The organism is Lysobacter sp. A421 (genome assembly GCF_054052145.1).
On the sequence record NZ_JBSVRL010000002.1, the window covers coordinates 859,022 to 883,172 of the forward strand.

The following is a 24,151-nucleotide window of genomic DNA, read 5'->3' on the forward strand; positions in this document are numbered from 1 at the left end:
ACGAGCGGATCGAAGCTGAGCGGATCGAAGCTGAGCGGATCGAAGCTGAGCGGATCGAAGCTGAGCGGATCGAAGCTGAGCGGATCGAAGCTGAGCGGATCGAAGCTGAGCGGATCGAAGCCGAACGGATCGAAGGGGAGGAAGCGGCAGAGTACGCCGCCCTCGAAATCGAATACGCACAGCAAGCCACCGAGGCGGCTGGTGGAAGCGCGGCCCCCGCAACAGCGGTCGAGATCATCAACCCAGAGGTCGAGTCGTCTCATTCCGCCGTGGCGGCGTCGGGTCAGGAAGCGCTGCCAAACGACGAGCTGGCAGAGCAGGCGGTTGATGGTTTGCGGGTGGTGAAGCCCGATGAAACCGCGGCATTGCTTGATGCCATCACCCGGATCGAGGATCCCGACCAGGATCTGGACCTGACCGATCTTGATCCCGAACTGGTCGATATCTTCGTCGAAGAAGGCATTGACCTGCTCGACCATGCCGACTCCTTGTTGGCGACATTGCGTGACCGCCCCGAGGAACGCGAGCCGCTGGTCGGCTTGCAACGCGACCTGCATACGCTCAAGGGCGGTGCACGAATGGCCGGGATCATGGCCGTTGGCGAACTTGGCCATGTCATGGAATCGCTGCTGGAAGCGGTGGTCGAACAGCGCCGTGAACTCGGCAGCGATGGCGTGCCGTTGCTGGAGCGCGGGTTCGACCGCCTGCACGCGATGGTCACCCGGGTCGGCGGAGGTCGCGCCATCGCGATGCCGGACCTGTTGATCGCCGAATTTGAAGCGCGTTCACGCGGCGAAAGCACGGATGCGGCAGTCGTCGTTGTGGAGCGGGGTAGCGACACGGCGGCGACGGCGCCCCAGGCAGAAGCGCCCGCCAGCACCACCAGTGCGACGCTTGCGCCGTTGTCGGCGCCCATTGATGACCAGCAGCAAGACGACGATGACGATATCGTCGTGCGCGCGCCGCAGGAGCAGGTGCGTATTCGCGCCGACCTGCTTGACCGCCTGGTCAACTACGCCGGTGAAGTGGCGATCTACCGGGCTCGGTTGGAACAGCAACTGGGCGCGTTCCGCGGTGCCATCTCGGAAATGGCGGCAACCAATACCCGTATGCGTGACCAGCTGCGCCGGCTGGAGATGGAGACCGAGGCGCAGATCGTTGCCCGCTATCAACGTGAGGCCGAAGAGGGTGACTCGGTTTTCGATCCACTCGAACTGGATCGTTTCTCCACCTTGCAGCAGCTCTCACGGGCGCTGTCGGAATCGGCCGCCGATCAGGGCAGCCTGCAGCTCACCCTGGACGACCTGACGCGTCAATACGAAACCTTGTTGCTGCAGCAGTCGCGGGTCAGTTCAGACCTTCAGGAAGGCCTCATGCGCACCCGCATGGTGCCCTTCGATGGCCTGCTGCCACGCCTGCGGCGCGTGATCCGCCAGGCCTCCGGTGAGCTCGGCAAGCAGGTGTTGCTGAAGCTGGACGGCTCCAGCGGCGAGCTGGATCGCAACGTGCTGGAACGCATGACCGCGCCACTGGAGCACATGCTGCGCAATGCCATCGCGCACGGGCTGGAAACGCCGGCGGAGCGCAAGCAAGCCGGCAAGCCTGAAGAAGGCACCGTCCATATCCTGATCCGCCGCGAAGGATCGGAAGTGGTGCTGGAGATCGCCGACGACGGTCGTGGGCTGGATCGGGCGAGCATCCGTCGCCGCGGCGAGGAACGCGGGCTGGTCCGCAGCGATGCGGTGCTGAGCAATTTCGACCTTGATGCGCTGATTCTTGAACCGGGCTTCTCGACTGCGGATTCCGTCAGCCGCCTGTCCGGACGCGGTGTTGGCATGGACGTGGTCGCCAACGAGGTCCGGCAGCTGGGCGGGACCCTTGACATCCAGTCGGAGTCCGGCAAGGGCACCACCTTCGTCCTGCGCCTGCCGCAGACGCTGGCGGTCACCCAGGCGGTGTTCGTCAAGATTGGCGAGGTCAACTTCGCGGTGCCGATCGCATCGATCCGCGGTGTATCCCGCATCGCGCGCGAGGAACTGGTCGACGCCGCTGGCCAGCCACGCGATACCACCTACCGTTACGGTGGCGAGGACTACGTCGTCCACGACCTCGGTCAGCTGTCGGGCCACGGCCCGGCGAAGGCGGAAGGCCAGTTGCAGATGCCGCTGTTGCTGGTTCGCTCCGGCGACCTGCGGGTTGCGGTGCTGGTCGACCAGGTCATCGGCAACCGGGAAATCGTGGTCAAGCCCGTTGGGCCGCAGGTGGCTTCGCTGCCTGGCATCTTCGGCGCGACCATCATGGGCGACGGCAGCGTCGTGGTAATCCTCGATATCGCTCCGTTGGTGCGCCGTCAGGCGGCGTTGCCTGCCGACTACTCCGACTACTCCGGCAACGTGACGGAAGTAGTGGAAGCGCGCTCGGTGCCGCTGGTGATGGTGGTGGATGACTCGGTGACCATGCGCAAGGTCAGTGGCCGTGTCCTGGAACGGCACAACTTCGAGGTGGCCACGGCAAAAGACGGCGTCGACGCGCTGGAGCGGATGGCCGATGTCGTGCCGGACCTGATGTTGCTGGACATCGAGATGCCACGCATGGACGGTTATGAGCTGGCGACCCACATGAAGGCCGATCCACGGTTGAAAGACATCCCGATCGTGATGATCACCTCGCGCACCGGGGACAAGCATCGCCAGCGCGCGATGGATATCGGGGTCGATCGCTACCTCGGCAAGCCTTACCAGGAACCCGAACTGATGCGCAATGTCTATGAGCTGCTCGGGATCGAAGTGCGCCATGACGGGTGAATCGCTGCGGGCGGCACTGTTGGCCAGTCCCGGGTTGGCGTGTGATCGCCTGCGTGAAGTACTGGGCCTGGCCGGCCTGGAATGCGTGTTGGAAGGCGATCCGGTGGATCTTGACCCGGCAACTTTGAACGATGCTGCGCCGAAGGTGGTGCTGGTGGCGTTGGACCCGTCGACAGAGGATGCGCTGGACCGGTTCGATGCGGTGCTGTTTGATTCCGATGTCGAGGTGATCTACGAGGAAGCCGAGTTGGCTGGCAACCGCGATGGCTGGGAGGTCGCGCGTTGGCAACGCCACCTGATCGCCAAGCTGCAACGGCACGGTGACGTGTTGCCGGCGGGTACCGAGCCCGGCGAGATGGAAGTGCCCGCATCCGTCGACGTGGCGGTCGCGGCCGATGTCGCGTCGACAGTTCTCACGCAACAGCCGGCACTGCCGACACAGCCGGCACAGCCGGCACAGCCGGCACAGCCGGCACAGCCGGCACAGCCGGCACAGCCGGAAGGGCTGAATCTGTCAGACCAGTTCGATCCGGTGCTTGCGGAAATTGCAGATATCCCGGTGGCGGTGCCTGCACTGGACCGGGCCGGCGTGAACGAGCGTCCGGCAGAGCTGAGTCTCGACGACGGATCCGTGGCACTTGAAGTGGCCAATGAGTCGACCATCAAAGACCGGTTCCAGCGTGACCTGGGTGACCTGGAACGGCGGATCTCCGGCCTTGAGCTGGTCGATGACACGCCCGTCACCGGGGCCGAGCAGGCACGTGGCGCGGTGCTGGTGCTTGCGGGACTGGGAGGCCCCGATGCGGTCCGGCAGTTATTGGGTGGGATAGCGGAAGGCTTCCCGCGGCCGATACTGGTCCAGCAGCATCTGGCCGGTTCGCGTTACGACAAGCTGGTCGCGCAGATGCAGCGTGCGACCGCGTTGCCGGTGCGGCTTGCCGAACCCGGTCAGTTTGCCCATGCCGGGATCGTCTACATCCTGCCCGACTTGATCGGCGTGGATGTCAGCGATAGCGGGATCCGCTTCAACCAGGAAGGGGACCTGATCGCGTCCATGCCATCGTCGGACAGCGCCATATTGTTGTTGAGCGGCAGTGATGCCTCCCAGGTCGATGCGGTCTTGAACCACGGCTGGGCCGGCGCCCTGGTGGCGGGACAGGCCGCGGATGGGTGTTATGACGCGAACGCATCCAATGCGCTGGTCGCGCGTGGTGGTGACGTTGCGCCGCCGGCGGAACTTGCCGTGAGGCTGTCGCGGCGCTGGCCGTCCTGAGGAATCCGATATGTCGAAACACTCTCGCGTAAAAGCTACCCTCGCCATTGACCCGTCCCGGGATGAGGACATCGATCAGGACGTTCGTGGGGTGTTGATCCAGATCGCTGGTGCGCGCCTGCTGCTGCCCAACGCCACCATCGCCGAGGTGATGTCTTTTGCTCCACCCGAGCCGCTGGAAGATGCGCCGGACTGGTTGATCGGCCTGACCCGCTGGCGTGGCTGGCAGGTGCCCCTGATTGGTTTCTCGACGCTTGCCGGTGTGGCGCACGAGCAAGGCGGGCTCAGCAGCAAAGTGCTGGTCCTGAAAGCGCTGGCCGGGGTCACGAAAACGCCCTATTTCGCGATCCTCAGCCAGGGGTTTCCCCGTTTGGTGACGGTGTCGCGAACCAATCTGGAAGTTGCTGCCGACGATGCGCTGCCGGCAATGGTGCAGGCGCGGGTAAAGCTCAACGAAGATGAAGCCTACGTGCCGGATCTGGCAGCGGTCGAATCGCTGATCGCCGAGACGCTGGCGCGCAACCAGGCCGCATGAGCTGGCGCACCGTCACTGTTTCGGTGATCCCTTCAGGTGCCGGACAGATCGCCGAAGCGGGCCTGGAGTGCGGCGATCGTAGCCAGACCGGCAGTTTCAGTACGCAGGATTCGCGGCCCCAGGCGTAGGCCCTGGAAGCCCGCCTGAGCGAACTGCTGCTGGTCATTGTCTGACCACCCGCCTTCCGGCCCGATCGCAAGTACCAGGGTCTGGTCGCTGTCGAGTTCAATCCTGGAAAAAGCAAGCGGACCGTCAGGATCAAGGACCAGCCTGCGCCGGTCATCGGCGCACAGTGCGCCCAAGGCATCGGCCAGCGCTACGGGTGGGGCCACCACCGGCACCACCGCGCGGCCGCTCTGCTCGCAGGCGGCGATGACTACCGCGGACCAATGCGCCAAGCGTTTTTCCGCACGTGCCTGATCGAGCTTGACCTCGCTGCGCTGGGAGATGATCGGGTGGATCCCTGCCACGCCAAGCTCGGTCGCTTTCTGCATGATCAGGTCCATCTTTTCGCCGCGCGCGATGCCTTGCAGCAGGATGATCCGCAGCGGTGACTCGCACGTCACCGTTCGGGCCTCGCCAATCAATACCCGCAACTGGCGCTTGCCCACTGCGACGACGCGTGCCGGGTAGTCGTGTCCGTCTCCGTTGAACAACGTGCACGCATCACCGACGCCAAGGCGCAACACCCGCGCCAGATGCACGGCGGGGCCTTCCGGCAGCGCCAGGTCGGTCCCCGGCAACAGGGGCTGGTCGACATATACGCGGGTCAGGCGCATCCGGCCTCCGCTATGGCCTGATCAATGACCTCACGGGTGGTGTTGGCCAGCAGTTGCAAAGCTTCCTCGGCCACGGTGTATGGCGGCATCCAATAGAGGATGTCGCCCAGCGGGCGCAGCAATACCCCGCGGTCGAGTGCGGCGCGGTAAGTGCGTAAGCCGATGCGTGCCGCGGGATCGAACGGGGTGGCCTTGTTGCCGTTCCTGGTCAATTCGAAAGCAACGATCATCCCGGCCTGGCGCAGGTCGGCGACGTGAGGGTGCTCGCCCAGTGGGGCCGCAAGCTCCGCCATGCGCGCAGCCGTGACCTGGTTGCGTGCGATCACGTCATCGGACGCGAAGATGTCCAGCGTGGCCAGCGCCGCGGCGCAGCCAAGTGGATTGCCGGTATAGCTGTGCGAATGCAGGAATGCGCGCTCACGCGAGTCATCCAGGAAGCCGTCGTACAACTCCTGGGTCGCCAGCACGGCCGCCAATGGCATGGTGCCACCGGTCAGGCCTTTCGACAGGCACATCAGGTCCGGTGCAATGCCGGCCTGCTCGCAGGCAAACATGGTTCCGGTACGGCCAAAGCCGACCGCGACTTCATCGGCAATCAGGAATATCCCGTGCACGTCGCACAGCTCGCGTGCTCGCGCCAGGTAGATCGGGTCGTGCATGCGCATGCCACCGGCGCATTGCACCCGTGGCTCCAGGATCAATGCACAGATCTCGCCGGCGTGGTGATCGAGCAGCCGGGCGAGCGCGTCGGCGGCATCTTCAGCGTGGCTGGCCGCGCTTTGCCCGGGTCGTGCCAGGTAGGCATCGGGTGAGGGCGCGAACACCGCCTCGGTCAACAACGGCGCATAGACGCGCCGATACAGCGGCACGTCGCCGACGGCGAGGGCGCCAAGGGTCTCGCCGTGGTAACCGCCTTCCAGTGCGGCGAACTTGGTCCGCCGCAGTTCGCCGCGGTTGCGGAACCAGTGGAATGCCATTTTCAGCGCGACCTCGACGCCGGACGAGCCGTTGTCGGCATAGAACACCTTGGTCATCGGGGGCCGGCCGGGCTCGCGTGGCGCCAGGGCAAGCAGCCGTTCGGCCAGCTCCACTGCGGGGGCATGGGAGCAACCGGCCAGGATCACATGCGCCAGGGTGCTGGCCTGCGTGGCGATGGCGGCCGCCAGGCGTGGCTCGGCATGGCCGAACAGATTGGTCCACCAACTGCTACCGGCGTCCAGGTAACGACGGCCGTCGCGACCGATCAGCCACGGTCCCTCGCCGCGCTCTATGGCGAGTAAGGGCAGGGTGTCGGGGTGCTCGCGCATCTGCGTGCACGGGTGCCACAAGACCGCCAGATCGCGAGCGCGCCAAGTCCCGGCATCGTCTGCGGAGTTGCCCTTGCCGACTTCGCGCTCTGCTAGCATCGTTGTATCGTGAGTCTTTCCCTTCATTCATCCATTATCGCGCTTCCGGCGAGTCCGGTTTCTGTCACGGGCGTCACGCCATGACCAGAAAGCTGCCGGTCATCCATGGCATCGAGGAAGACGACAGCGGGCCGTACCGGCTTGAACACCTCGACCTGGAATTCAGCAACGGAGAGCGGCGACGCTTCCAGCGCCTGCACGGTCGCGGCCACGGCGCGGTCGTGGTGGTGCCGATGCTCGATGCGGACACCGTATTGCTGGTGCGCGAGTACGCCGCCGGTGTGCATCGCTACGAGCTGGGTCTGGTCAAGGGGCGGATCGACGCAGGCGAGGTGCCGGTGCAGGCGGCCGACCGCGAGTTGAAGGAGGAGGCCGGGTACGGCGCGCGGTCGTTGACCGTGCTGCGCCAGTTGACCCTGGCTCCGACCTACATGAGCCATGCGACCCATCTGGTGCTCGCGCGCGACCTGTATCCCGAGCGCCTGGCAGGCGATGAGCCGGAACCGTTGGAACTGGTGCCGTGGAAGATCGACTCGTTGCACGAGCTGATCCTTCGCGACGATTTTTCCGAAGGCCGCAGCATCGCCGCATTGTTCATCGCCCGGGAATGGCTGAGGATGCACGGATGAGCATTGATCAGGATCTGCGCGAAGCAGTGATTGCCGTTGCGCAGGCCGCCGCGACCCGCATCCTGGACGTTTACCGGAGCCCGTTCGTGGTCGATCACAAAGCGGACCAATCGCCATTGACCGCCGCCGACCTTGCCGCCCATCACTGCATCGTGGCCGGGTTGACCCGATTGACCCCGGACATACCGGTGCTGTCGGAAGAATCAAAGCAGCTCCCGGCGACCGAGCGTCTGCGCTGGTCGCGCCTGTGGCTGGTGGACCCGTTGGATGGCACCCGCGAGTTCGTCAAGCGCAATGGTGAGTTCAGTGTGAACATCGCGCTGATCGAACATGGGGTGGCGACCTGGGGCGTGGTCCAGGCACCCACCACCGGTGCGGTGTGGCATGGCGGCGGCGGGTTGGGCGCGTTCAAGCGCGGCGACGATGGCATCGACCAGCCGCTGCATGTACGCCGCCCCGCGACGGCACCACTGCGGGTTGCCGCCAGCCGGTCCCATCGCGACCAACGTACCGCGACGTTCATCGAACGCATGGGGCCGGTGGAGCCGGTTGGCCTGGGATCGTCACTGAAATTCTGCCGTTTGGCTGAGGGTGCGATCGACGTCTATCCGCGTTTTGGCCCCACGTGCGAATGGGACACTGCCGCCGGGCAGACGGTGTTGGAAGGCGCGGGTGGTGGCGTGGTCGACCTGAAGGGCCGGCCGTTTCGCTATAACCAACGCGATACGTTGCTCAACGGGGCGTTCATCGCACTTGGCGATACCGCGTTGCCATGGCGCCAGTGGGCCGGCAGCGACGGTTGAGCTTCGGTGGGTGATCTTCACGAAACGTCTACGCGCCGGTCGGCAGTCTTCACAAAACTGAAGACAGGAGCGACTCATGCAGGGTACGCAGGATGGAGGGTTGGTCCTCATCGTGGAGGACAACCGCAATATTTCCGAGATGGTGGGCGAATACCTGGAAGGTCGCGGCTTCGAGGTGGATTTTGCCGCCGACGGGCTGGACGGCTACCGGCTTGCGGCTGAGAACAGCTACGACGTGATCGTGCTCGACCTGATGTTGCCGCGCCTGGACGGGATCGAGGTCTGCAAGCGCTTGCGCGAAGAAGCGCGCAAGTCGACGCCGGTCTTGATGTTGACCGCACGCGACACCCTGGACGAGAAACTCAAGGGGTTGTCCTCCGGCGCCGATGACTACCTGACCAAACCGTTCGCGATCCAGGAGCTGGAGGCGCGTTTGCGCGCGTTGATCCGCCGTGATCGTCGCCAGGTGGGCGGCGAGGTGTTGAAGGTGGCCGATCTGGTGCTGGATCCGGCCAGCTTGAGAGTGACCCGCGGTGGCAGCGAGCTGCAGTTATCGCCCATCGGGCTGCGCCTGCTGACGATCCTGATGCGTGAATCGCCCCGCGTGGTAAGCCGCCAGGAGATCGAGCGCGAGATATGGGGCAACGGGCTGCCTGACTCCGATACCTTAAGGAGCCACCTGTACAACCTGCGCAAGACAATCGACAAGCCGTTCGACAAGCAATTGCTGCATACGGTGCAATCGGCAGGTTATCGGGTGGCGGATATCTCGCAACAGCCGGAATGACATGGCAAAAGTTGCCGTGACCGAAGGCCTGCCACGCCGAATCAAGCTGGCCTTCATCCTGCAGGCCGTCGTGGCCAGCATCGTCATCACCGCAGGCGTGGTGCTGACCGGTATTGCCGTGCGCGACACCATCCTGGATAAGCGGATGCAGCACGAGGCCGACATGTTCTGGGTAGGCCGGGCGGCGAGCCCGGCATTTCCATTACCGCGGACCTCCACCATGGCGGGGTATGTCGATCCGGCCGCTCCGGGCGACCGCACCGCGCCCCGGTATCTGCGCGAGTTGGCGCCGGGTCGGTACCGGATCGCGGTGCCCGGCGCTCCGGAGCAGTTCGAAGAGGTGCTGGTCGATCGCCGCCCGCAAGGCAGCTTCTACCTGGTATTCCAGACGGACCACATTGATCGCGCCATCGGCCTTACCGGGCTGGTGTCGTTGATCCTGTCGTTGCTGGTGACCTACCTGGTGTCGTGGCTGACCTACCGCACGTCCAAGCGACTGGTGGCTCCGGTCGGTTGGCTGGCCAACGTGGTAACGCGCTGGGACCCGCGCGACCCCGACGCCAGCCTGATCAAGCCCCACAACCTGCCGGTCGAAGCGGGCAGCGAAGTACGCGAACTGTCACGCGCGCTGGTCGGTTTGGCCGACCGGGTAGCGGATTTCGTCGAGCGCGAGCGTGACTTTACCCGCGACGCCAGCCACGAGCTGCGCACACCGTTGACGGTGATCCGGGTGGCGACCGACATGATGCTCGGTGATCCGGATACCCACCCCACGACATTGCGTTCGCTCGCCCGCGTGCAGAGGGCCGGACGTGACATGGAGGCCGTGATCGACGCATTCCTGATCCTGGCGCGCGAAGCCGACGTGGCGCCACAAAGCATCCAGTTCGATGTGCGCGACATCGTCCAGGAACAAGTGGAGCGCATCCGTCCCATGCTTCGCGACAAGCCGGTCGCGATCGAGCTGGTCGACAACGGCGGGCCGCAATTATTCGGTCCGCCGCACGTGTTGGCGGTGATGGTGGGCAACCTGCTCAGCAACGCAGTCCAGTTCACCGATCACGGCAACATCGAGGTGCGGCTGGAGGCGGCCAGCGTGGAGGTGCGCGATAGCGGCATCGGCATGGACGCGCAAACCATGGCCAAAGCGTTCGAGCCGTTCTATCGGCACGATGCTTCGGGCGATGGCGGGCGAGGCATGGGGCTGTCGATCGCGCGCCGGCTCGGCGAACGCATGGGTTGGCCGGTGAGCCTGGGCAGCCTGCCGGGACAGGGCACTACTGCGACCATCCGGTTTCTCGGCTAGCCCGGTGGGACAGGCGGTCGGGTCGCGCTATCCTCGGCGCCTGATACCACGGAGCCGACCATGCGCCCACTTTTCTTCGCACCCGTCCTGCTGCTCGCGTTGACCGCCATGAACGTCCACGCACAACAGCCCGCGGCGGAGACCGGGATCACATCCAGGACCGCGCTGGTGATCCACGGCGGCGCCGGTTACGTGCCACGGCAGTCACTCAGCGCTGATGACGAGAAGGCGGCGCGGGCCGACCTTGGCCGGGCGCTGGACGCGGGTCACGGGGTTCTCGCGGCCGGGGGCACCGCGCTGGATGCGGTCCAAACGGCGATCCAGGTGCTGGAAGACTCCCCACGCTTCAACGCCGGTAAGGGCGCGGTATTCAACGCGCAAGGTGGCCATGAGCTGGATGCGTCGATCATGGAGGGCCACACCCGACGCGCCGGGGCGGTTGCCGGCGTGACCACCGTGCGCCATCCGATCAACCTGGCGCGAGCGGTGATGGAGCACAGCAAGCACGTGATGCTGGCCGGTGAGGGCGCCGAAGCTTTTGCTGACACGCAGCCCGGGATCGAGCGGGTGTCCAATGACTGGTTCGACACCGAACACCGTCGACGCGCACTTGAAAAGGCGCAGGCTGCGGTCGGCGACGACACGCCGGGGCAGTACTTCGGCACGGTCGGTGCGGTCGCTCTGGATCAGCACGGCCACATCGCCGCGGCGACCAGTACCGGTGGCATGACCAACAAGAAGTGGGGGCGGATCGGTGACGCCCCGATCATTGGTGCCGGCACCTGGGCCGACGACAATTGCGGCGTGTCCGGTACCGGTTGGGGTGAGTTCTATATCCGCAATGCGGTCGCCCACGATATCTGCGCGCGCGTTGCCTACCGCGGCGACTCGCTGGCCGAAGCGTCTGAAGAGGTCGTCAACCGGATCGTCCCCGCCGCTGGCGGTGACGGCGGCGCGATCGCACTTGATAGCGAAGGCAATATTGCGATGCCGTTCAACACCGGGACCATGTACCGCGCCTGGATCAAGCCTGACGGAAGTCGTGGCATTGCGATTTTCGAGGACTAGGGCCTGGTGACCGCCACTACCGCACGTCGGGAGCCGTGTGTCGGCAGGTCGTGTACGGGGGGGCGGCGGGTTCCAGGCCGGCGTTACCGCGATTGTTGTGGCAAAATTGGCGGTCTGGCGTGGCCTTGGTTGCGTCTACCCGGAAATTTTCGGGTGAACTTCCGCGAATGGCTCCCTGGATGACCAAGCCCCTACTGATGCCGACCCCATGCTGATCCGCGAGACCTCGATTCACGGGCAACGTCACTGAGATGGCTGATCAGATCGGCCATCTGCCACGCGGTCCCGGCCGCGTGCTGAAAGCAGCCAGGTGGTCGTTGCAGGGGATTGCTGCGGCGTGGCTGCATGAGTCCTCGTTCCGTCTGGAAGTCTGTCTGTTCGTGGTGCTCGCTCCGCTGGGCTGGTGGCTGGGCCAGACGCCCGTCGAGCAGGTGTTGCTGATCGGGTCAATGCTGCTGGTGTTGAGTGTCGAACTGCTCAATTCGGCGATCGAGGCAGTGATCGAACGCTATGGAGCGCAATTCCACGAGCTGTCGGGTCGGGCCAAGGACATGGGTTCGGCTGCGGTATTCGTGCTGATGCTGAACGTGGCACTGACCTGGGCGCTGATCGTCGGGCCGAGATGGTTCTGATTCTTTATTCAACTGACATGGGACACACGCGTGCCTGAGATGCTGATGGATCCTGAAGTCTGGATCACCCTGATTACGCTGAGCTCGATCGAGATCGTGCTGGGCATCGATAACCTGGTGTTTATTTCGATCGCGGTCAGCCGGTTGCCGGTGGAAACCCGAGAGCGAGCGCGCAAGATCGGCATCGCGGTCGCCTGTCTCAGTCGTATCTGCCTGTTGCTGGTCCTGGCATGGTTGGCCGGACTGACCAGCGATCTGTTTGAGCTGTTTGGCCGGGGTATTTCAGTACGCGACCTGGTGTTGATCCTGGGCGGCGTGTTCTTGTTGATCAAGGGCATCATGGAGATCCGTGAGTCGATCCGTGGCGAGCCCGAGTCGGAGGACGTCCACACCAAGCCGGCGGTCTCGTTCGGGATGGTGCTGGCGCAGATTGCCGTGATCGATATCGTGTTTTCGCTGGACTCGGTGATTGCGGCGGTCGGCATGGCCAACCAGACCTGGATCATGGTCTGCGCGATCCTGTTGGCCGTGGTGGTGATGTTGGCGGCCGCCACGCCGCTGGGACGCTTCATCGATCGCAACCCTACCGTCAAGATGCTGGCATTGGCGTTCATCGTGCTGATCGGCGTCTACCTGATCCTGGAAGGCTTCGGGTTGCATATCTCCAAAGGCTACATCTATGGAGCCATGGGGTTCTCGGCACTGGTCGAGGTGTTGAACCTGGCGGCCAAGCGTCGCGCCGCCAGGCAGCAACTGCACCACTAGGCGAGCCCTCTTCACCCGGCGTCTATTGCATGGTGCGGTCGGCGGTGGTGCAATGCCGACCATCGTCGGGAAAGGAGTCGTGCCATGCGAATCTTGCTTGTGCTGGCGGCTGCAATGCTGCTCAGTGGTTGCGGTTACAACACCATCCAGCAGAAGGATGAAGCCGTTTCCGCCGCCTGGTCACAGGTCCTGAACGTGTACAAGCGTCGGGCCGACCTGGTGCCCAACCTGGTGGCTACGGTGCAGGGCTATGCGTCCCACGAGCAACGGGTGCTGACCGAAGTCACCGAAGCGCGCTCGCGGGTTGGCAGCATCAATGTCGATGCCGGCGATGCGGCGTCACTGGAGCAGTTCCAGCAGGCGCAGGGACAGTTGCAAAGTGCGATTGGTCGGTTGTTGATGGTCAGCGAGAACTATCCGCAGTTGAAGGCCGACCAGAACTTCCTGCAGTTGCAGGCGCAGCTGGAGGGCACCGAGAACCGGATCACGGTCGAGCGCCAGCGTTACATCGAGTCGGTGCAGGACTACAACACCTTCATCCGCCAGTTCCCGACCAACCTGACGGCGATGGTGTTCGGGTACGACACCAAACCGAATTTCTCGGTGGACAACGAGGCGCAGATTCGACAGCCACCGACGGTTGATTTCAGCCAGCCGGGCGCCACTCCTGCGACCGCGCCGACACCATCGGAGCCTGTACAGCCGGAGCCGGCACAACCGGAGCCTGCGCCGGCGAATGGCTGACGATAGCGCCATCGCCGTGGTCGCGGCAGCCCCCACGCCGCATTCGTCGCGCGGCATGGGGCGTCTGTTGCGGCCCTGGCTGGTGGTCGCCCTGCTACTGATATCGGGCCTGCTGTCGGCGCAGGATCTTGCACCGATTCCGGCGCTGGATTCGCCCGTGGTGGATACCACCGATACCCTCGATGCGGCCACCCGCCAACAGCTGGTGGCCCAGGCACTGGCGTTGCAGCAACGCAAGGGCAGCCAGTTGCAGGTGTTGGTGGTGCCCACCACGTTGCCGGAGGACATCGCGCAATATGCGGTGCGTGCCTACGACCAGTGGCAGCTCGGTCGCGAGAAAGTCGATGACGGCGTGCTGCTGGTGGTTGCCCGGGATGACCGCCGGGTCCGGATCGAGGTCGGCTACGGCCTTGAGGGCGCGATTCCCGATGCGACCTCGATGCGGGTGATCCAGGAATACCTGGTGCCGCAGTTCCGCCAGGGCGATTACGCCGGTGGCATCGTCGCCGCCACGGGTGCACTGACCAGCCTGATCGATGGCGAGCCGTTGCCGGCACCCATGGCCGACACCCGGACTGGTCGTGACGATGGTGGTGGCGGTTGGCTGTTTGCTGTGTTCGCGGCCTTTATTGCCGCCCAGGTTGCACGAGGGGTGTTCAGCAGTGCATCCCGTCCGGTGCGCGGTGGGCTGGTGGCCGCCGCTGCCGGTGGCGTTGCCTGGTTGTTGTCGTCGTTGCTGCTGGTTGGCGGCATCGGGGCGGTCATCGGCCTGCTGTTCGGACTGGGTGGCGGCGGCGGTGGGCGATTTGCGCGACACCACGGCATTGGAGGATTCGGTGGGATTGGTGGCGGCGGGTGGGGCAGTGGTGGCTTTGGCGGCGGAGGCGGTTTCGGCGGCGGCGGGTGGGGTGGCGGCGGTGGCATGAGCGGAGGCGGCGGCGCCTCGGGCAGTTGGTGACGATATGTTGATGCGAATGCTCAGGCACCTGTTTGCACCATCCACGCGGCGGTTGTTTCCGGCCGAGCGCTTGCAACGCATCACCACTGCGGTTGCTGACAGCGAGCGCCACCACAGTGCAGAGATATGTTTTGCGGTCGAGTCGGCGCTGTCGATTCGAGCGTTGTTGGCGGGACAGTCGGCGCGTGAACGAGCGCAGGAAGTGTTCGCGCAACTCGGGGTATGGGACACACGTGGCAACAATGGCGTGCTGCTGTACCTGTTGCTGGCCGACCATCGCATCGAACTGGTGGCCGATCGTGGCTTTGACGGCCGTGTCGGGCCGAAGCAGTGGCGAGGTGTCTGCGAGTTGATCGAGGAGCACCTCAAGGCCGGTGAACCCGAAACTGCCATCGTGCGCGGTATCGAGGCGATATCGGTGCTGGTGGCCGGACATTTTGCGCGCGATCCGGATGATGAGGATCGCGACGAGCTGCCGAACCGGCCCCACCTGCTGGGCTGAGCGGGCACAATAGATTGAACCTCATCGACCGGGAACCGCACGCTTCATGATCATCCTGCACCAGATCAATCCAATCGCATTCAGCCTCGGGCCGTTGCAGGTTCACTGGTACGGCGTCATGTACCTGCTGGGGTTTGGCATCGCCTGGTGGCTGGGCTTGCGCCGCATCCGCGCGGGACGATTGCCGGGCGTGAACGAGCAGGCGTTTGGCGACCTGCTGTTTTACGGCATGCTCGGGGTGGTGCTGGGCGGGCGCATCGGCTACGTCCTGTTTTACGGGTTCAGCGACTTGCTGGATGATCCGTTGATGCTGCTGCGCATCTGGGAAGGCGGGATGAGCTTCCATGGCGGCTTGCTCGGGGTGGCCGCAGCCGGGTACTGGTGGTCGCGCAAGCAGGGCCTGCATTTCTTCGATGTGGCCGACTTTGTCGTGCCCCTGGTGCCGGCGGGACTGGGGCTGGGCCGGGTGGGCAACTACATTGGCGGCGAGTTGTGGGGCAAGGTCACCGATGGCGGCTGGGGCGTGCTGTTCCCGCGCGCGCCGGAGTTTGCCGGCTGGAGCAGCGAGCAGCTGCAGGCGCAGTTTGCCAGTGGGGCCCTGGACCGGTTCGCCCGCCATCCCTCGCAGTTGTACCAGGCCGTGCTTGAGGGCTTGGTAACGTTCTGCATCGTGTGGTGGTTTTCGCGCAAGCCGCGGCCACGTTATGCCGTGTCCGGACTGTTCCTGGTGCTGTACGGCAGCTTCCGGTTCCTGGTCGAGTTCGTGCGGGTGCCCGACGTGCAACTGGGCTACCTGGCGTTCGGCTGGCTGACCATGGGCCAGCTGTTGAGCCTGCCGCTGATTGCGCTGGGCCTGTTCTGGCTGTGGCGTTCCCGTCGCTCGCCGACCGTGCAGCCACAGCCGCTCCCGGAGGCCTGACATGCGCCAGTACCTGGAGCTGCTGGGTCACGTGCTGGAGCACGGCACCGAAAAATCCGATCGTACCGGCACCGGCACCCGCAGCGTATTTGGTTGGCAGATGCGTTTTGACCTGGCCCGGGGATTTCCGCTGGTCACCACCAAAAAGTTGCATCTGCGCTCGATCGTGCACGAGCTGCTGTGGTTCCTGCAGGGACAGACCAATATCGCCTACCTGCGCGACAACAAGGTCAGGATCTGGGACGAGTGGGCGGATGCGGACGGCGAGCTTGGCCCGATCTATGGCAAGCAGTGGCGTCGCTGGGCGGGCGCGGACGGCCAGGAGATCGACCAGATCGATTGGGTGGTGAACGAGATCAGGCGCAACCCCGATTCGCGCCGCTTGATCGTCTCGTCATGGAATGTCGCGGACCTGCCGGACATGGCGTTGATGCCGTGCCACACAATGTTCCAGTTCTATGTCGTGGACGGCAAGCTCAGCTGCCAGCTGTATCAGCGCAGCGGCGACATTTTCCTGGGCGTGCCGTTCAATATTGCCAGCTACGCCTTGCTGACCCATATGGTGGCGCAGGTGTGCGGGCTGGAGGTCGGCGACTTCGTGCATACCCTGGGCGATGCCCATCTATATTCCAACCACTACCAGCAGGCGCGCGAGCAGTTGTCGCGCGAGCCGCTCGCGTTGCCACGGTTGCAGTTGAATCGGCAGGTGCAGGATATCTCCGGTTTCACCTACGCCGATATCGAAATCCAGGGTTATGACCCGTTGCCGGCGATCAAGGCACCGGTGGCGGTGTGATGGTCGAACTGGTGCTGATTGCGGCGCTGGACCGGCACCGCGCGATCGGTCGTGGCAATGACATGCCGTGGCGCCTGTCCGACGACCTCAGGCGTTTCAAGGCGCTGACACTGGGCAAGCCGGTACTGATGGGACGCAAGACCGCCCAGTCGTTGGGACGTGCATTGCCGGGCCGGAGAAACCTGGTGTTGACCCGCTCGGGTCTGGCGCCGTTTGACGGCATGCAGCCGGTGGCATCGCTCGAGGCGGCGATCGACCTGGTTGCCCGGGACGGTGGCAGCGAGCTGTGGGTGATCGGCGGGGGTGAGATCTATGCCCTGTGCATGGCAGCGGCAGCGCGAATGCACCTGACCCATGTGGATACGGTGGTCGCGGATGCCGATGCTTTTTTCCCGGCGTTTGACCCACTGCAATGGCAGGTCACTGGCCGCGAGCGCCAACCGGCCGACCCCAAACATGCATACGGTTTCGAATTTGTCGACTACCGCCGGTGCGGCCAATAGGCGTGGTGATTCGCGCTTAGCGCCGCGGACGCTGCCGCGGCTTTGGCGGATTGGCGGGTACATCCCGGCCGGGGACCTGGACGAAGCGCAGTTGGTCGGTATCCAACTGGATCGCGGTCAGCTTGCCGCCCCATACCGCGCCGGTATCGATCGCGTGCACGCCGTGGCCGATGAACAGCTCCAGTGCCGACCAGTGACCGCAGACGATCTTCAGGTCACGCTCGACGCGGCCGGGTACCGCGTACCACGGATAGAGTCCCGGTGGCTGGGTGCCGGGGACCCCCTTGTCGTCGAATGAAATCCGGCCGCGTGGCGAGCAATAACGCATTCGCGTAAGCAGGTTGATGATCGCGCGCTGGCGGTCGATTCCGGCCAGCCGGGGGTTCCAGACCGGCCCGTCGCCGTACATGTGCTTCAGCAACCGCGGGTACTGGTCGCCCCGCAGCAGTGCTTCGATTTCACGGCCGTGCTTCTCGGCCAGTTGGGTGGTCCATTTGGGAGCCAGGCCTGCATGCACCATCATCCAGCCCAGTTCGCGGTCGACGTGAACCATTTCCTGCCTGCGCAGCCAATCCAGCAAGGTATCGCGGTCGTGGGCGAAGACGACACGCTGGAGGTCGGGATTGACTCGGCGCTGGTCTTCCTCGCGACGCTCACCGACCGCCAGCAATGACAGGTCATGGTTGCCCAATACCACCTGCACGTTGTCGCGCAGCGAGTGCACCAGGCGCAGGGTTTCCAGCGATTGGCCGCCGCGATTGACCAGGTCGCCACAGAACCACAGCCGGTCGCGGGCTGGATCGAAGGCGATTTTTTCCAGCAGCCGCTGGGTGATGTCGTAACAGCCCTGCAGATCACCGATTGCCCAAACACTCATGCCAGGCCCGCCATCAGTGCAGGGTGCGCGGCACAGTCAACGTAAAGACAGGCACGGGGACGTCGAAGTGGGTGCCATCATCGGCGACCATCGCGTAACTGCCCTCCATCGTCCCCAGGTCGGTCTCCAGTACGGCCCCGGAGGTGTACTCGAAGCCTTCGCCGGGCCGCAGCCACGGCTGCTCCCCGACCACGCCTTCGCCCTCGACCTGTTGCACCTTGCTGTTGGCATCGGTAATCAGCCAGCGGCGCGAAATCAGCTGCGCCGGCACGGCGCCGCGGTTGTGGATCTGGATGGTGTAGGCGAAGACAAAGCGATCCTGCTCGGGCTCGGACTGGTCGTCGAGATACCGGGTGGCGACCTTGATGTCGAATGCATAATCGGTGCGGTGTTCCATATCTGACAGTGTAAGTCGTGACCGGCTGGAGCGGGGGGCGGTTGTCGTCAGCGGGCGAGCGAGTTGGCAAGGCGGATGAACTCAGCGACGTCGATCTGCTCGGCGCGTGCCTGCGGACTGATCCCTACGGATTCCAGTGCGGCGGCGTCGCATAGCCGCGACAACGCGTTGCGCAGGGTCTTGCGGCGTTGTCCGAAGGCATCGCGAACGACGTGGGCAAACAGCTTCCGATCTTGGATGTCGATGCTGCCGGCGGCATGCGGCACCAGGCGCACGACGGCGGATTCGATTTTTGGTGCGGGTCGGAATGCGCCCGGCGGCACCAGGAATAGCGGTGTCACCGTGCAGTAGGCCTGGAGCATCACGCTCAGCCGGCCGTAGATCTTGCTGCCAGGGCCGGCGGCCATGCGGTCTACCACTTCCTTTTGCAGCATGAACACCATGTCCCGGATCGACGGGGCGTGGTCGAGGGCATGGAACAGGATCGGCGATGACAGGTTGTACGGCAGGTTGCCCACCAATCGCAGTTGACGGGTCGATACATCGGCAATGTCGGCGGCAAGCTCGCGAAAGTCGACCTGGAGCACATCGCGGTTGATGACCGTCAACTCGCCATGCGCGCGCGCGGCGGCGGTCAGCGGGACAATCAGGTCGCGGTCGAACTCGATCACGGTCAGTTCGCCATGACGTTGCAGCAGCGGGAACGTGATGGCGCCCTGGCCGGGACCAATCTCGACCAGCTGGTCACCCGGTTTGGGGTTAACCGCCTGCACGATCTTGTCGATGATCGTGCGGTCATGCAGGAAGTTCTGACCCAGGTGTTTCTTTGCCTTGGCCGAGAAGCCACCGGAAGACGCGTGGTGGTGTTCGCCAAATGGGGTGTGCGGGGTCGTCATGCTGTCAACCGGTGCTTGCGGGCCTTGGCAAGCTGGGCGCAATGACGCGCCGCGGCGAGCAGGCTGGATGGATCGGCAATACCCTTGCCGGCCAGATCGAGCGCGGTACCGTGATCGACGGCGACACGGGGGTAGGGCAGGCCAAGGGTCAGGTTCACCGCCTGCTCGAAGCCGCTGAACTTGAGTACCGGCAAGCCCTGGTCGTGGTACATCGCCAGCACCACATCGAACCGGCGCAGTTTGTCCGGCAGGAATGCGGTATCGGCAGGTAGCGGGCCGATCAGGTTCATGCCTTCGGCGCGTAGGGTTGCCAGTACCGGTTCGATGACGTCGATCTCCTCATGCCCCATGTGACCGGCTTCGCCCGCATGCGGGTTGAGCCCCAATACCGCGATGACCGGGGCGACAATGCCGAAATCCGCCGTCATCGCCGCCTGCACGATCCGCAAGGTGCGGGTCAGTGATTCAATGGTGATCGATTCACTGACGGCACGCAGCGGCAGGTGGGTGGTGGCGAGCGCGACCCGCATGACCGGGTTGGCCAGCATCATCACCACCTCGCAGCCGGCCTGTTGCGCCAACAGTTCGGTGGTGCCGTTGTAAGCGATGCCGCCCTGGTTGATCACCGCCTTGTGCACCGGTCCGGTCACCACGCCATCGAAACCACCTTGCAGGCAGCCGTCGGCGGCACGCCGCAGTGCATTGATCACGGCTCCGGCATTGCGTGGGTCGGGTTGACCGAACGCGACGGGTACGGCGTTGGGAATGTCGACCAGGGCCAGCTCTCCTGCTGACCCGCTGGCCTGGTCTGGGGTAACCAGCCGTAGCGGCAGCCCGAGTGCGGCGGCGGCGGCCTGCAACGTGGGACCATCGCCGAATGCGGTCAGTCGATAATCCCGCGACTGCTGCACCAGGCGCACGCACAGTTCAGGCCCGACGCCGGCCGGCTCGCCTGGGACCAGCGCAAGCCGGACCGGGGTCATCTCAGTTGCCGTCGGCGGGACTCACGGCAGGCGCGCTCTCCTGCTCGGCGGCTTGCTCCGCAGCTTGCTCGGCCGCGGCGGCGCCGGAGCGGAAGTCGACGAACGCCTCGCCACGCATTTCGCGCAGGAACCGGTTCCATTCGTCCTCAAGCTTGCGCCGGCCGATGGTCTCGCGGACCTGGGCGCGCTCGGACTGCTCGCCAACATCGGCTTGCCGGACACCGGTGCGCTTGACGATGTGCCAGCCGGCCGCGGTGCGGAAGGGTGCAGACACGTCGCCGTCGGTCAAGGCGGCCACCTCGCTGCCGAAATCGGGGCCGAACTGGTCCTGGGTAAACCACCCCAGGTCGCCCCCGCGGTTCTTGGAGCTTGGATCTTCAGAGTGCTCCCGCGCCAGCTCGGCAAAATCGGCGCCGCCGACAATGCGGGCGTGCAGGGTATCGACTTCGGCCTTGGCCTGGGCGTCGGTGGTGGTGCTGGGGTCGACGCGGATCAGGATGTGACTGGCTTTGTACTGCGTGGCCATCGCCGGATCGGAGGCGGATGCCGCGCGGACGTCGACCAGCTGCAACAGCTGGAACCCGCTGGGACCGCGGATCGAATCGGTGATCTGGCCAGGGGAAAGACCACTCACCATATCCTTGAACGCGGCCGGAATTTCATTCGCCGCGCGCCAGCCCAGGTCACCGCCTTCCAGTGCGTTGGGGCTGTCGGAGTAGCGGACCGCTGCCGCGGCGAAATTCATTTCACCGCGCTCAATGACACTCTTGATGCCGTCGATCTTGCTTTGTCCGGTACTGATTTGTTCCGGGGTGGCACCTTCTGGCAATGCCACCAGGATATGGGCCAGGTGGTATTGATCGCCCGTGGCCTGCTGCGCCGCCATGGCGGCATCGACCTCGGCGTCACTGACCGACACCTGGCTCTGCGCAAGGCGCTGGCGCAAGCGCTGGACCAGCAACTCGTCGCTGATGGAGTCGCGGAACTGGGCCAGCGACGTACCATCGCCAGCCAGTTGCGCGGCCAGTTGGTCGACGCTGGCCTGGTTTTGCGCAGCGATCGCCCCGATGGCCTGGTCGACCTCCTGGTCGGTCACGCGCACGCCGGTGCTCTTGGCCCGTGCGACCTGCAGTTTGAGCAGGACCAGCCGCTCGGCGACCTGGCGTTCAAGCACGTCGTCCGGAGGCAGCTGGTCGGACCGGCCAGCGTACTGGTTACGGATATTGGCCAGCGCCCGGTCCAACTCGCTTTGCAGGATGACATCTTCATCCACCACGACGGCGATGCTGTCGATCGGCTCAAGTTGTTGCGCATGGACGACGGGCACCATAAGAAGCGCACCGGCGAGAAGACAGGCGAATAATTTCATCATGGGATCGGATCGAGGGAGTTGTCGTAATCGTCACCATCCAGAGAAGATGGTGGCACCAGATAAAGATCGTCACGATCATAGCCGAGGATAGCACGGCTCAATATATCCTCGGTCTTTTGGCCGGCCGAGCCTAGGCCCTTGAGCTCGAACTCCAGACGCAGGGAATCATCCAGGTCGCCGTTGCGCTCGCGGACGTAGCGCCGCGCGATCAGGCGCACGGCCATGCAGCAACTTTCCCACTGCACGCCGGCGATGGATTCGAGCAACTTGTCGTCTTCCAGCGAGTAGTAGTAGCGACCGACCAGGCTCCAGTTCTGGTTGACTGGATACAGGAACGAGAAATCCACCTGCTCGGTGAGGTCGCGCCGGTATCGGTAGCCCAGGTTGACCACACCGACATCGCCGATCAGGTAGCGCGTGCGGATGCTGGCAAGGTCCTCGCGACGGTACTTCGGGTCCCATTGATAGGCGGCGTTGATGCTCCAGCGGTCGGTGGCGTAGACCCCGACGTCGGCGACCCAGGCCGACTTGCCGCGCTCGACGAGGTCTTCACCAGGTACCACCACGAGACTGTCGTCGAAATACTGGATCTGCCCCAGGCTGACCGACACACGCTCGCGTCCGTCGTCCTGGCTGATCAGGCGGCTGGTGACGGCGGTCGTCAGCTGGTTGGCGTCGATCTGCCGGTCCGGGCCGGTATAGCGGTTGTCACGGAACAGCTGCCCCCAGCTGAACGTCATCGGATTGGTGTCGAAACGCGGCAGGCCGCCCTGGTCCCGGTAGGGGACATTCAGGTAATAGACCCGCGGCTCCAGGGTGTGCAGGTAGGACTCGTTGCCGAAGCTGACCTCCCGGTCGAAGAACAACCCGGCGTCGACCGACGCGATCGGCAAGCTCCGCGTCGGCGCATCGTCACCGCCATTGGCCGCCGCGAGGGCGTCGTCGAGCTGATAGGCGGTGTAACGCCAGGCCAGTTTGGGGGTGACGAACCAGGCGGCGCCTTGCAACGGCATGCTGACGAAGGGCTTGAGGTCGAGCCGGCTGCCTTCGTTGCGGACCTCGTGGCGAAAGTGGACCGCTTCGGCATTGACGCCGACTTCAAACCAGCGGGCAAACGGCTGCGCCCAATTCAGATAGGCCCGAGGCAGGCGGTCGTAGCCCAGGTTGCGCTCGGTCAGGGTGTAATCGGCGAGCTGGTTGTGGTCGGCCATCAGGCCCGCATCCCAGTGCTGGCCGCGGCCTAACAAACCGACCTGGCTGCGGATCTGCCAGGACGACAGGCCGTACAGGCTGTTGCTGGAGTCTTCCAGGTAATGGGTGTCACTGACCCAGCCCAGATTCGCCTGGGCGCGCCATCCACCGCCCAGCGCGTGCACCGCGTCGAACTTGAATTGGCCGCGGTCGTCTTCCGGCAGCGTTGCCCCGGCGATCGGTCGCCCCTGTTCGTCGTTGAGGTAGCGCCCGGGTTCGTCGCCAGGGAGCTTGTCCTTGGGCAGCCATTCTCCGGCAAACTCGCCGCGTCCTCCCTCATACAGCCAGCGGAACTCGCCGCCCAGCTGGATGCCACGATTGGTCATCAGCCGCGGCATCAAGGTGGCGTCGTAATTGGGCGCGAGGTTGAGGTAGATCGGCTGGCGCCAGTCGAAGCCATTGCGACCGGACACCTTGATCGACGGATACAGCAGGCCGGTGCGACGGCGGTCGTCGATCGGGAACATCAGCCATGGCACGTACAGCACCGGCACGCTGCCAATGCGCACGGTGGCGTTGTGGGCTACGCCGAGGCCCTCGGCGGTGTCAAAATCAATCTGGCGGGCGCGCAGCTCCCAGCCGCGCTGCGATGGGGCGCAAGTCGAGTAGGTCGAGCTCATCAAGGCACCCTGGTCTCCCTGCATCCTGATCCGTTCCGCGCCGCCATTGCCGCGCTGCTCGATCAACTGGTACCGCAGGTCCTCGATGGTGTGGGTGTCGGCATTCTGGTCGCCGTGGGCCCGTTCGGCCACGATGCGCATCCCGGAATCCTGATAACGCACGCTGCCCTCGGCCACGTAGGTGCCGTCCTCGCTGTTGTAGGACAGCTTGTCGGTGCCCAGGAACTGGTCGCCGCGATTGAGCTCCACGTTGCCCTTGAAGACCGAAAGGTTGCTTTCACTGGCACTGAGCGCGTCACCGGCGATATCGGTCGGCTGGTCGACGCGCTCACCGTCGACGGGAGCCGAAGGCGGTGCCTCGATGAACGCCGGCACGGCGTCCTCGATCGGGCACAGCTGCCAGTTCTCGGCGTCATCCGCCGCATGGGCGGGTAACGCCAGTGCGATGCACAACGACAATGGCAGCAAACGGAGAGTGTTGCGCACGTAGCGATCCGGGAATCCTGAAACGGCAGTTAGCTTGCCGCATCGACGGGGTCGCGGCAA

24 protein-coding genes and 2 pseudogenes are annotated in these 24,151 nt (G+C 64.7%); 17 read left to right on the plus strand and 9 right to left on the minus strand.

Annotation, left to right across the window (positions count from 1 at the left end):
* Positions 1 to 60: pseudogene (locus tag ACW7G6_RS09325) on the minus strand (hypothetical protein); the annotation flags it as partial.
* Between ACW7G6_RS09325 and ACW7G6_RS09330 the strand changes: the two are divergent.
* The 4 genes and pseudogenes from ACW7G6_RS09330 (at position 46) to ACW7G6_RS09345 (ending at position 4,612) form a co-directional block, all read left to right on the plus strand.
* Positions 46 to 345: a hypothetical protein gene (locus ACW7G6_RS09330; protein ID WP_456998158.1), complete on the plus strand. Its 300-nt coding sequence runs from the start codon at positions 46 to 48 to the stop codon at positions 343 to 345. The pseudogene ACW7G6_RS09325 and the gene ACW7G6_RS09330 overlap by 15 nt on opposite strands.
* Before the next feature lie 44 nt (positions 346 to 389).
* Positions 390 to 2,804, plus strand: a pseudogene (locus tag ACW7G6_RS09335) (response regulator); the annotation flags it as partial.
* Positions 2,794 to 4,077, plus strand: a complete 1,284-nt coding sequence (locus ACW7G6_RS09340; RefSeq protein ID WP_456998102.1) for a chemotaxis protein CheB — start codon at positions 2,794 to 2,796, stop codon at positions 4,075 to 4,077. The pseudogene ACW7G6_RS09335 and the gene ACW7G6_RS09340, both read left to right, overlap by 11 nt.
* Positions 4,078 to 4,087: 10 nt before the next feature.
* Complete coding sequence (locus tag ACW7G6_RS09345) at positions 4,088 to 4,612, plus strand: chemotaxis protein CheW (RefSeq protein WP_456998103.1); 525 nt, start codon at positions 4,088 to 4,090, stop codon at positions 4,610 to 4,612.
* Positions 4,613 to 4,644: 32 nt separating this feature from the next.
* Here the strand turns inward: ACW7G6_RS09345 and ACW7G6_RS09350 are convergent, their stop codons facing one another.
* Complete coding sequence (locus tag ACW7G6_RS09350; RefSeq protein WP_456998104.1) at positions 4,645 to 5,391, minus strand: 16S rRNA (uracil(1498)-N(3))-methyltransferase; 747 nt, start codon at positions 5,389 to 5,391, stop codon at positions 4,645 to 4,647.
* Positions 5,382 to 6,797: an adenosylmethionine--8-amino-7-oxononanoate transaminase gene (bioA, locus tag ACW7G6_RS09355; RefSeq protein ID WP_456998105.1), complete on the minus strand. Its 1,416-nt coding sequence runs from the start codon at positions 6,795 to 6,797 to the stop codon at positions 5,382 to 5,384. The genes ACW7G6_RS09350 and bioA overlap by 10 nt, the downstream gene beginning before the upstream one ends.
* An 80-nt stretch (positions 6,798 to 6,877) precedes the next feature.
* Between bioA and nudE the strand changes: the two genes are divergently transcribed.
* The 13 genes from nudE (at position 6,878) to ACW7G6_RS09420 (ending at position 17,209) form a co-directional block, all read left to right on the plus strand.
* The gene (gene nudE / locus ACW7G6_RS09360; RefSeq protein ID WP_456978418.1) at positions 6,878 to 7,426 is read left to right on the plus strand and encodes an ADP compounds hydrolase NudE; all 549 of its coding nucleotides are present in this window, start codon (positions 6,878 to 6,880) and stop codon (positions 7,424 to 7,426) included.
* The gene (gene cysQ / locus ACW7G6_RS09365; RefSeq protein ID WP_456998106.1) at positions 7,423 to 8,229 is read left to right on the plus strand and encodes a 3'(2'),5'-bisphosphate nucleotidase CysQ; all 807 of its coding nucleotides are present in this window, start codon (positions 7,423 to 7,425) and stop codon (positions 8,227 to 8,229) included. Before nudE ends, cysQ begins: the two co-directional genes overlap by 4 nt.
* A 76-nt stretch (positions 8,230 to 8,305) precedes the next feature.
* The gene (locus ACW7G6_RS09370; RefSeq protein WP_456962293.1) at positions 8,306 to 9,016 is read left to right on the plus strand and encodes a response regulator transcription factor; all 711 of its coding nucleotides are present in this window, start codon (positions 8,306 to 8,308) and stop codon (positions 9,014 to 9,016) included.
* Between the two features lies 1 nt (position 9,017).
* Positions 9,018 to 10,322 (plus strand): sensor histidine kinase, encoded by a 1,305-nt coding sequence (locus tag ACW7G6_RS09375; RefSeq protein ID WP_456978420.1) that lies wholly within the window; start codon positions 9,018 to 9,020, stop codon positions 10,320 to 10,322.
* A gap of 108 nt (positions 10,323 to 10,430) precedes the next feature.
* A complete protein-coding gene (locus tag ACW7G6_RS09380) occupies positions 10,431 to 11,390 on the plus strand; it encodes an isoaspartyl peptidase/L-asparaginase family protein (protein WP_456978838.1) in 960 nt (319 codons plus the stop codon).
* A 251-nt stretch (positions 11,391 to 11,641) separates the two neighbouring features.
* Positions 11,642 to 12,022 carry a diacylglycerol kinase gene (locus tag ACW7G6_RS09385; RefSeq protein ID WP_456978421.1) on the plus strand — a complete coding sequence of 127 codons (381 nt, stop codon included), beginning with the start codon at positions 11,642 to 11,644 and terminating at the stop codon, positions 12,020 to 12,022.
* A gap of 45 nt (positions 12,023 to 12,067) precedes the next feature.
* Entirely contained in the window at positions 12,068 to 12,787 is a 720-nt protein-coding gene (locus ACW7G6_RS09390) for a TerC family protein (RefSeq protein ID WP_456978422.1), read from the plus strand.
* Between the two features lie 84 nt (positions 12,788 to 12,871).
* Complete coding sequence (locus ACW7G6_RS09395; protein WP_456978423.1) at positions 12,872 to 13,531, plus strand: LemA family protein; 660 nt, start codon at positions 12,872 to 12,874, stop codon at positions 13,529 to 13,531.
* Between the two features lie 55 nt (positions 13,532 to 13,586).
* Complete coding sequence (locus tag ACW7G6_RS09400) at positions 13,587 to 14,489, plus strand: TPM domain-containing protein (protein WP_456998159.1); 903 nt, start codon at positions 13,587 to 13,589, stop codon at positions 14,487 to 14,489.
* Positions 14,490 to 14,499: 10 nt separating this feature from the next.
* Complete coding sequence (locus tag ACW7G6_RS09405; protein WP_456998107.1) at positions 14,500 to 14,991, plus strand: TPM domain-containing protein; 492 nt, start codon at positions 14,500 to 14,502, stop codon at positions 14,989 to 14,991.
* Between the two features lie 46 nt (positions 14,992 to 15,037).
* Positions 15,038 to 15,910, plus strand: a complete 873-nt coding sequence (gene lgt, locus ACW7G6_RS09410) for a prolipoprotein diacylglyceryl transferase (RefSeq protein ID WP_456978425.1) — start codon at positions 15,038 to 15,040, stop codon at positions 15,908 to 15,910.
* Position 15,911: 1 nt separating this feature from the next.
* On the plus strand, positions 15,912 to 16,706 hold the full coding sequence (locus ACW7G6_RS09415; RefSeq protein WP_456978426.1) for a thymidylate synthase: 795 nt from the start codon (positions 15,912 to 15,914) through the stop codon (positions 16,704 to 16,706).
* Positions 16,706 to 17,209 carry a dihydrofolate reductase gene (locus ACW7G6_RS09420; protein WP_456998160.1) on the plus strand — a complete coding sequence of 168 codons (504 nt, stop codon included), beginning with the start codon at positions 16,706 to 16,708 and terminating at the stop codon, positions 17,207 to 17,209. The genes ACW7G6_RS09415 and ACW7G6_RS09420 overlap by 1 nt, the downstream gene beginning before the upstream one ends.
* A 16-nt stretch (positions 17,210 to 17,225) precedes the next feature.
* Here ACW7G6_RS09420 and ACW7G6_RS09425 read toward each other — a convergent pair whose 3' ends face one another.
* Genes ACW7G6_RS09425 through lptD form a run of 6 tightly spaced genes read right to left on the minus strand, consistent with a single transcriptional unit; the run spans position 17,226 to position 24,091 of the window.
* A complete protein-coding gene (locus tag ACW7G6_RS09425; protein ID WP_456998108.1) occupies positions 17,226 to 18,086 on the minus strand; it encodes a symmetrical bis(5'-nucleosyl)-tetraphosphatase in 861 nt (286 codons plus the stop codon).
* A gap of 13 nt (positions 18,087 to 18,099) precedes the next feature.
* A complete protein-coding gene (apaG, locus tag ACW7G6_RS09430; RefSeq protein ID WP_456978429.1) occupies positions 18,100 to 18,483 on the minus strand; it encodes a Co2+/Mg2+ efflux protein ApaG in 384 nt (127 codons plus the stop codon).
* A 47-nt stretch (positions 18,484 to 18,530) separates the two neighbouring features.
* On the minus strand, positions 18,531 to 19,379 hold the full coding sequence (gene rsmA / locus ACW7G6_RS09435) for a 16S rRNA (adenine(1518)-N(6)/adenine(1519)-N(6))-dimethyltransferase RsmA (RefSeq protein ID WP_456978430.1): 849 nt from the start codon (positions 19,377 to 19,379) through the stop codon (positions 18,531 to 18,533).
* On the minus strand, positions 19,376 to 20,362 hold the full coding sequence (gene pdxA / locus ACW7G6_RS09440) for a 4-hydroxythreonine-4-phosphate dehydrogenase PdxA (RefSeq protein ID WP_456978431.1): 987 nt from the start codon (positions 20,360 to 20,362) through the stop codon (positions 19,376 to 19,378). The genes rsmA and pdxA overlap by 4 nt, the downstream gene beginning before the upstream one ends.
* 1 nt (position 20,363) lies before the next feature.
* Positions 20,364 to 21,734: a peptidylprolyl isomerase gene (locus tag ACW7G6_RS09445; protein WP_456978432.1), complete on the minus strand. Its 1,371-nt coding sequence runs from the start codon at positions 21,732 to 21,734 to the stop codon at positions 20,364 to 20,366.
* Positions 21,731 to 24,091, minus strand: coding sequence for an LPS assembly protein LptD (gene lptD / locus ACW7G6_RS09450; RefSeq protein WP_456998109.1), 2,361 nt, complete (start codon positions 24,089 to 24,091; stop codon positions 21,731 to 21,733). Before lptD ends, ACW7G6_RS09445 begins: the two co-directional genes overlap by 4 nt.
* Between the last annotated feature and the right edge of the window lie 60 nt (positions 24,092 to 24,151).

Coding starts and splice junctions, on each gene's coding strand:
- nudE (WP_456978418.1), top strand. CDS start 6,878: ATGACCAGAAAGCTGCCGGTCATCCATGGCATCGAGGAAGACGACAGC.
- ACW7G6_RS09340 (WP_456998102.1), top strand. CDS start 2,794: ATGACGGGTGAATCGCTGCGGGCGGCACTGTTGGCCAGTCCCGGGTTG.
- lgt (WP_456978425.1), top strand. CDS start 15,038: ATGATCATCCTGCACCAGATCAATCCAATCGCATTCAGCCTCGGGCCG.
- pdxA (WP_456978431.1), bottom strand. CDS start 20,362: ATGACCCCGGTCCGGCTTGCGCTGGTCCCAGGCGAGCCGGCCGGCGTC.
- ACW7G6_RS09375 (WP_456978420.1), top strand. CDS start 9,018: ATGGCAAAAGTTGCCGTGACCGAAGGCCTGCCACGCCGAATCAAGCTG.
- ACW7G6_RS09425 (WP_456998108.1), bottom strand. CDS start 18,086: ATGAGTGTTTGGGCAATCGGTGATCTGCAGGGCTGTTACGACATCACC.
- bioA (WP_456998105.1), bottom strand. CDS start 6,797: ATGCTAGCAGAGCGCGAAGTCGGCAAGGGCAACTCCGCAGACGATGCC.
- ACW7G6_RS09380 (WP_456978838.1), top strand. CDS start 10,431: ATGAACGTCCACGCACAACAGCCCGCGGCGGAGACCGGGATCACATCC.
- ACW7G6_RS09420 (WP_456998160.1), top strand. CDS start 16,706: ATGGTCGAACTGGTGCTGATTGCGGCGCTGGACCGGCACCGCGCGATC.
- apaG (WP_456978429.1), bottom strand. CDS start 18,483: ATGGAACACCGCACCGATTATGCATTCGACATCAAGGTCGCCACCCGG.
- ACW7G6_RS09445 (WP_456978432.1), bottom strand. CDS start 21,734: ATGATGAAATTATTCGCCTGTCTTCTCGCCGGTGCGCTTCTTATGGTG.
- ACW7G6_RS09390 (WP_456978422.1), top strand. CDS start 12,068: ATGGATCCTGAAGTCTGGATCACCCTGATTACGCTGAGCTCGATCGAG.
- ACW7G6_RS09400 (WP_456998159.1), top strand. CDS start 13,587: ATGGGGCGTCTGTTGCGGCCCTGGCTGGTGGTCGCCCTGCTACTGATA.
- ACW7G6_RS09385 (WP_456978421.1), top strand. CDS start 11,642: ATGGCTGATCAGATCGGCCATCTGCCACGCGGTCCCGGCCGCGTGCTG.
- ACW7G6_RS09405 (WP_456998107.1), top strand. CDS start 14,500: ATGCGAATGCTCAGGCACCTGTTTGCACCATCCACGCGGCGGTTGTTT.
- ACW7G6_RS09350 (WP_456998104.1), bottom strand. CDS start 5,391: ATGCGCCTGACCCGCGTATATGTCGACCAGCCCCTGTTGCCGGGGACC.
- ACW7G6_RS09415 (WP_456978426.1), top strand. CDS start 15,912: ATGCGCCAGTACCTGGAGCTGCTGGGTCACGTGCTGGAGCACGGCACC.
- rsmA (WP_456978430.1), bottom strand. CDS start 19,379: ATGACGACCCCGCACACCCCATTTGGCGAACACCACCACGCGTCTTCC.
- ACW7G6_RS09395 (WP_456978423.1), top strand. CDS start 12,872: ATGCGAATCTTGCTTGTGCTGGCGGCTGCAATGCTGCTCAGTGGTTGC.
- ACW7G6_RS09345 (WP_456998103.1), top strand. CDS start 4,088: ATGTCGAAACACTCTCGCGTAAAAGCTACCCTCGCCATTGACCCGTCC.
- ACW7G6_RS09370 (WP_456962293.1), top strand. CDS start 8,306: ATGCAGGGTACGCAGGATGGAGGGTTGGTCCTCATCGTGGAGGACAAC.
- cysQ (WP_456998106.1), top strand. CDS start 7,423: ATGAGCATTGATCAGGATCTGCGCGAAGCAGTGATTGCCGTTGCGCAG.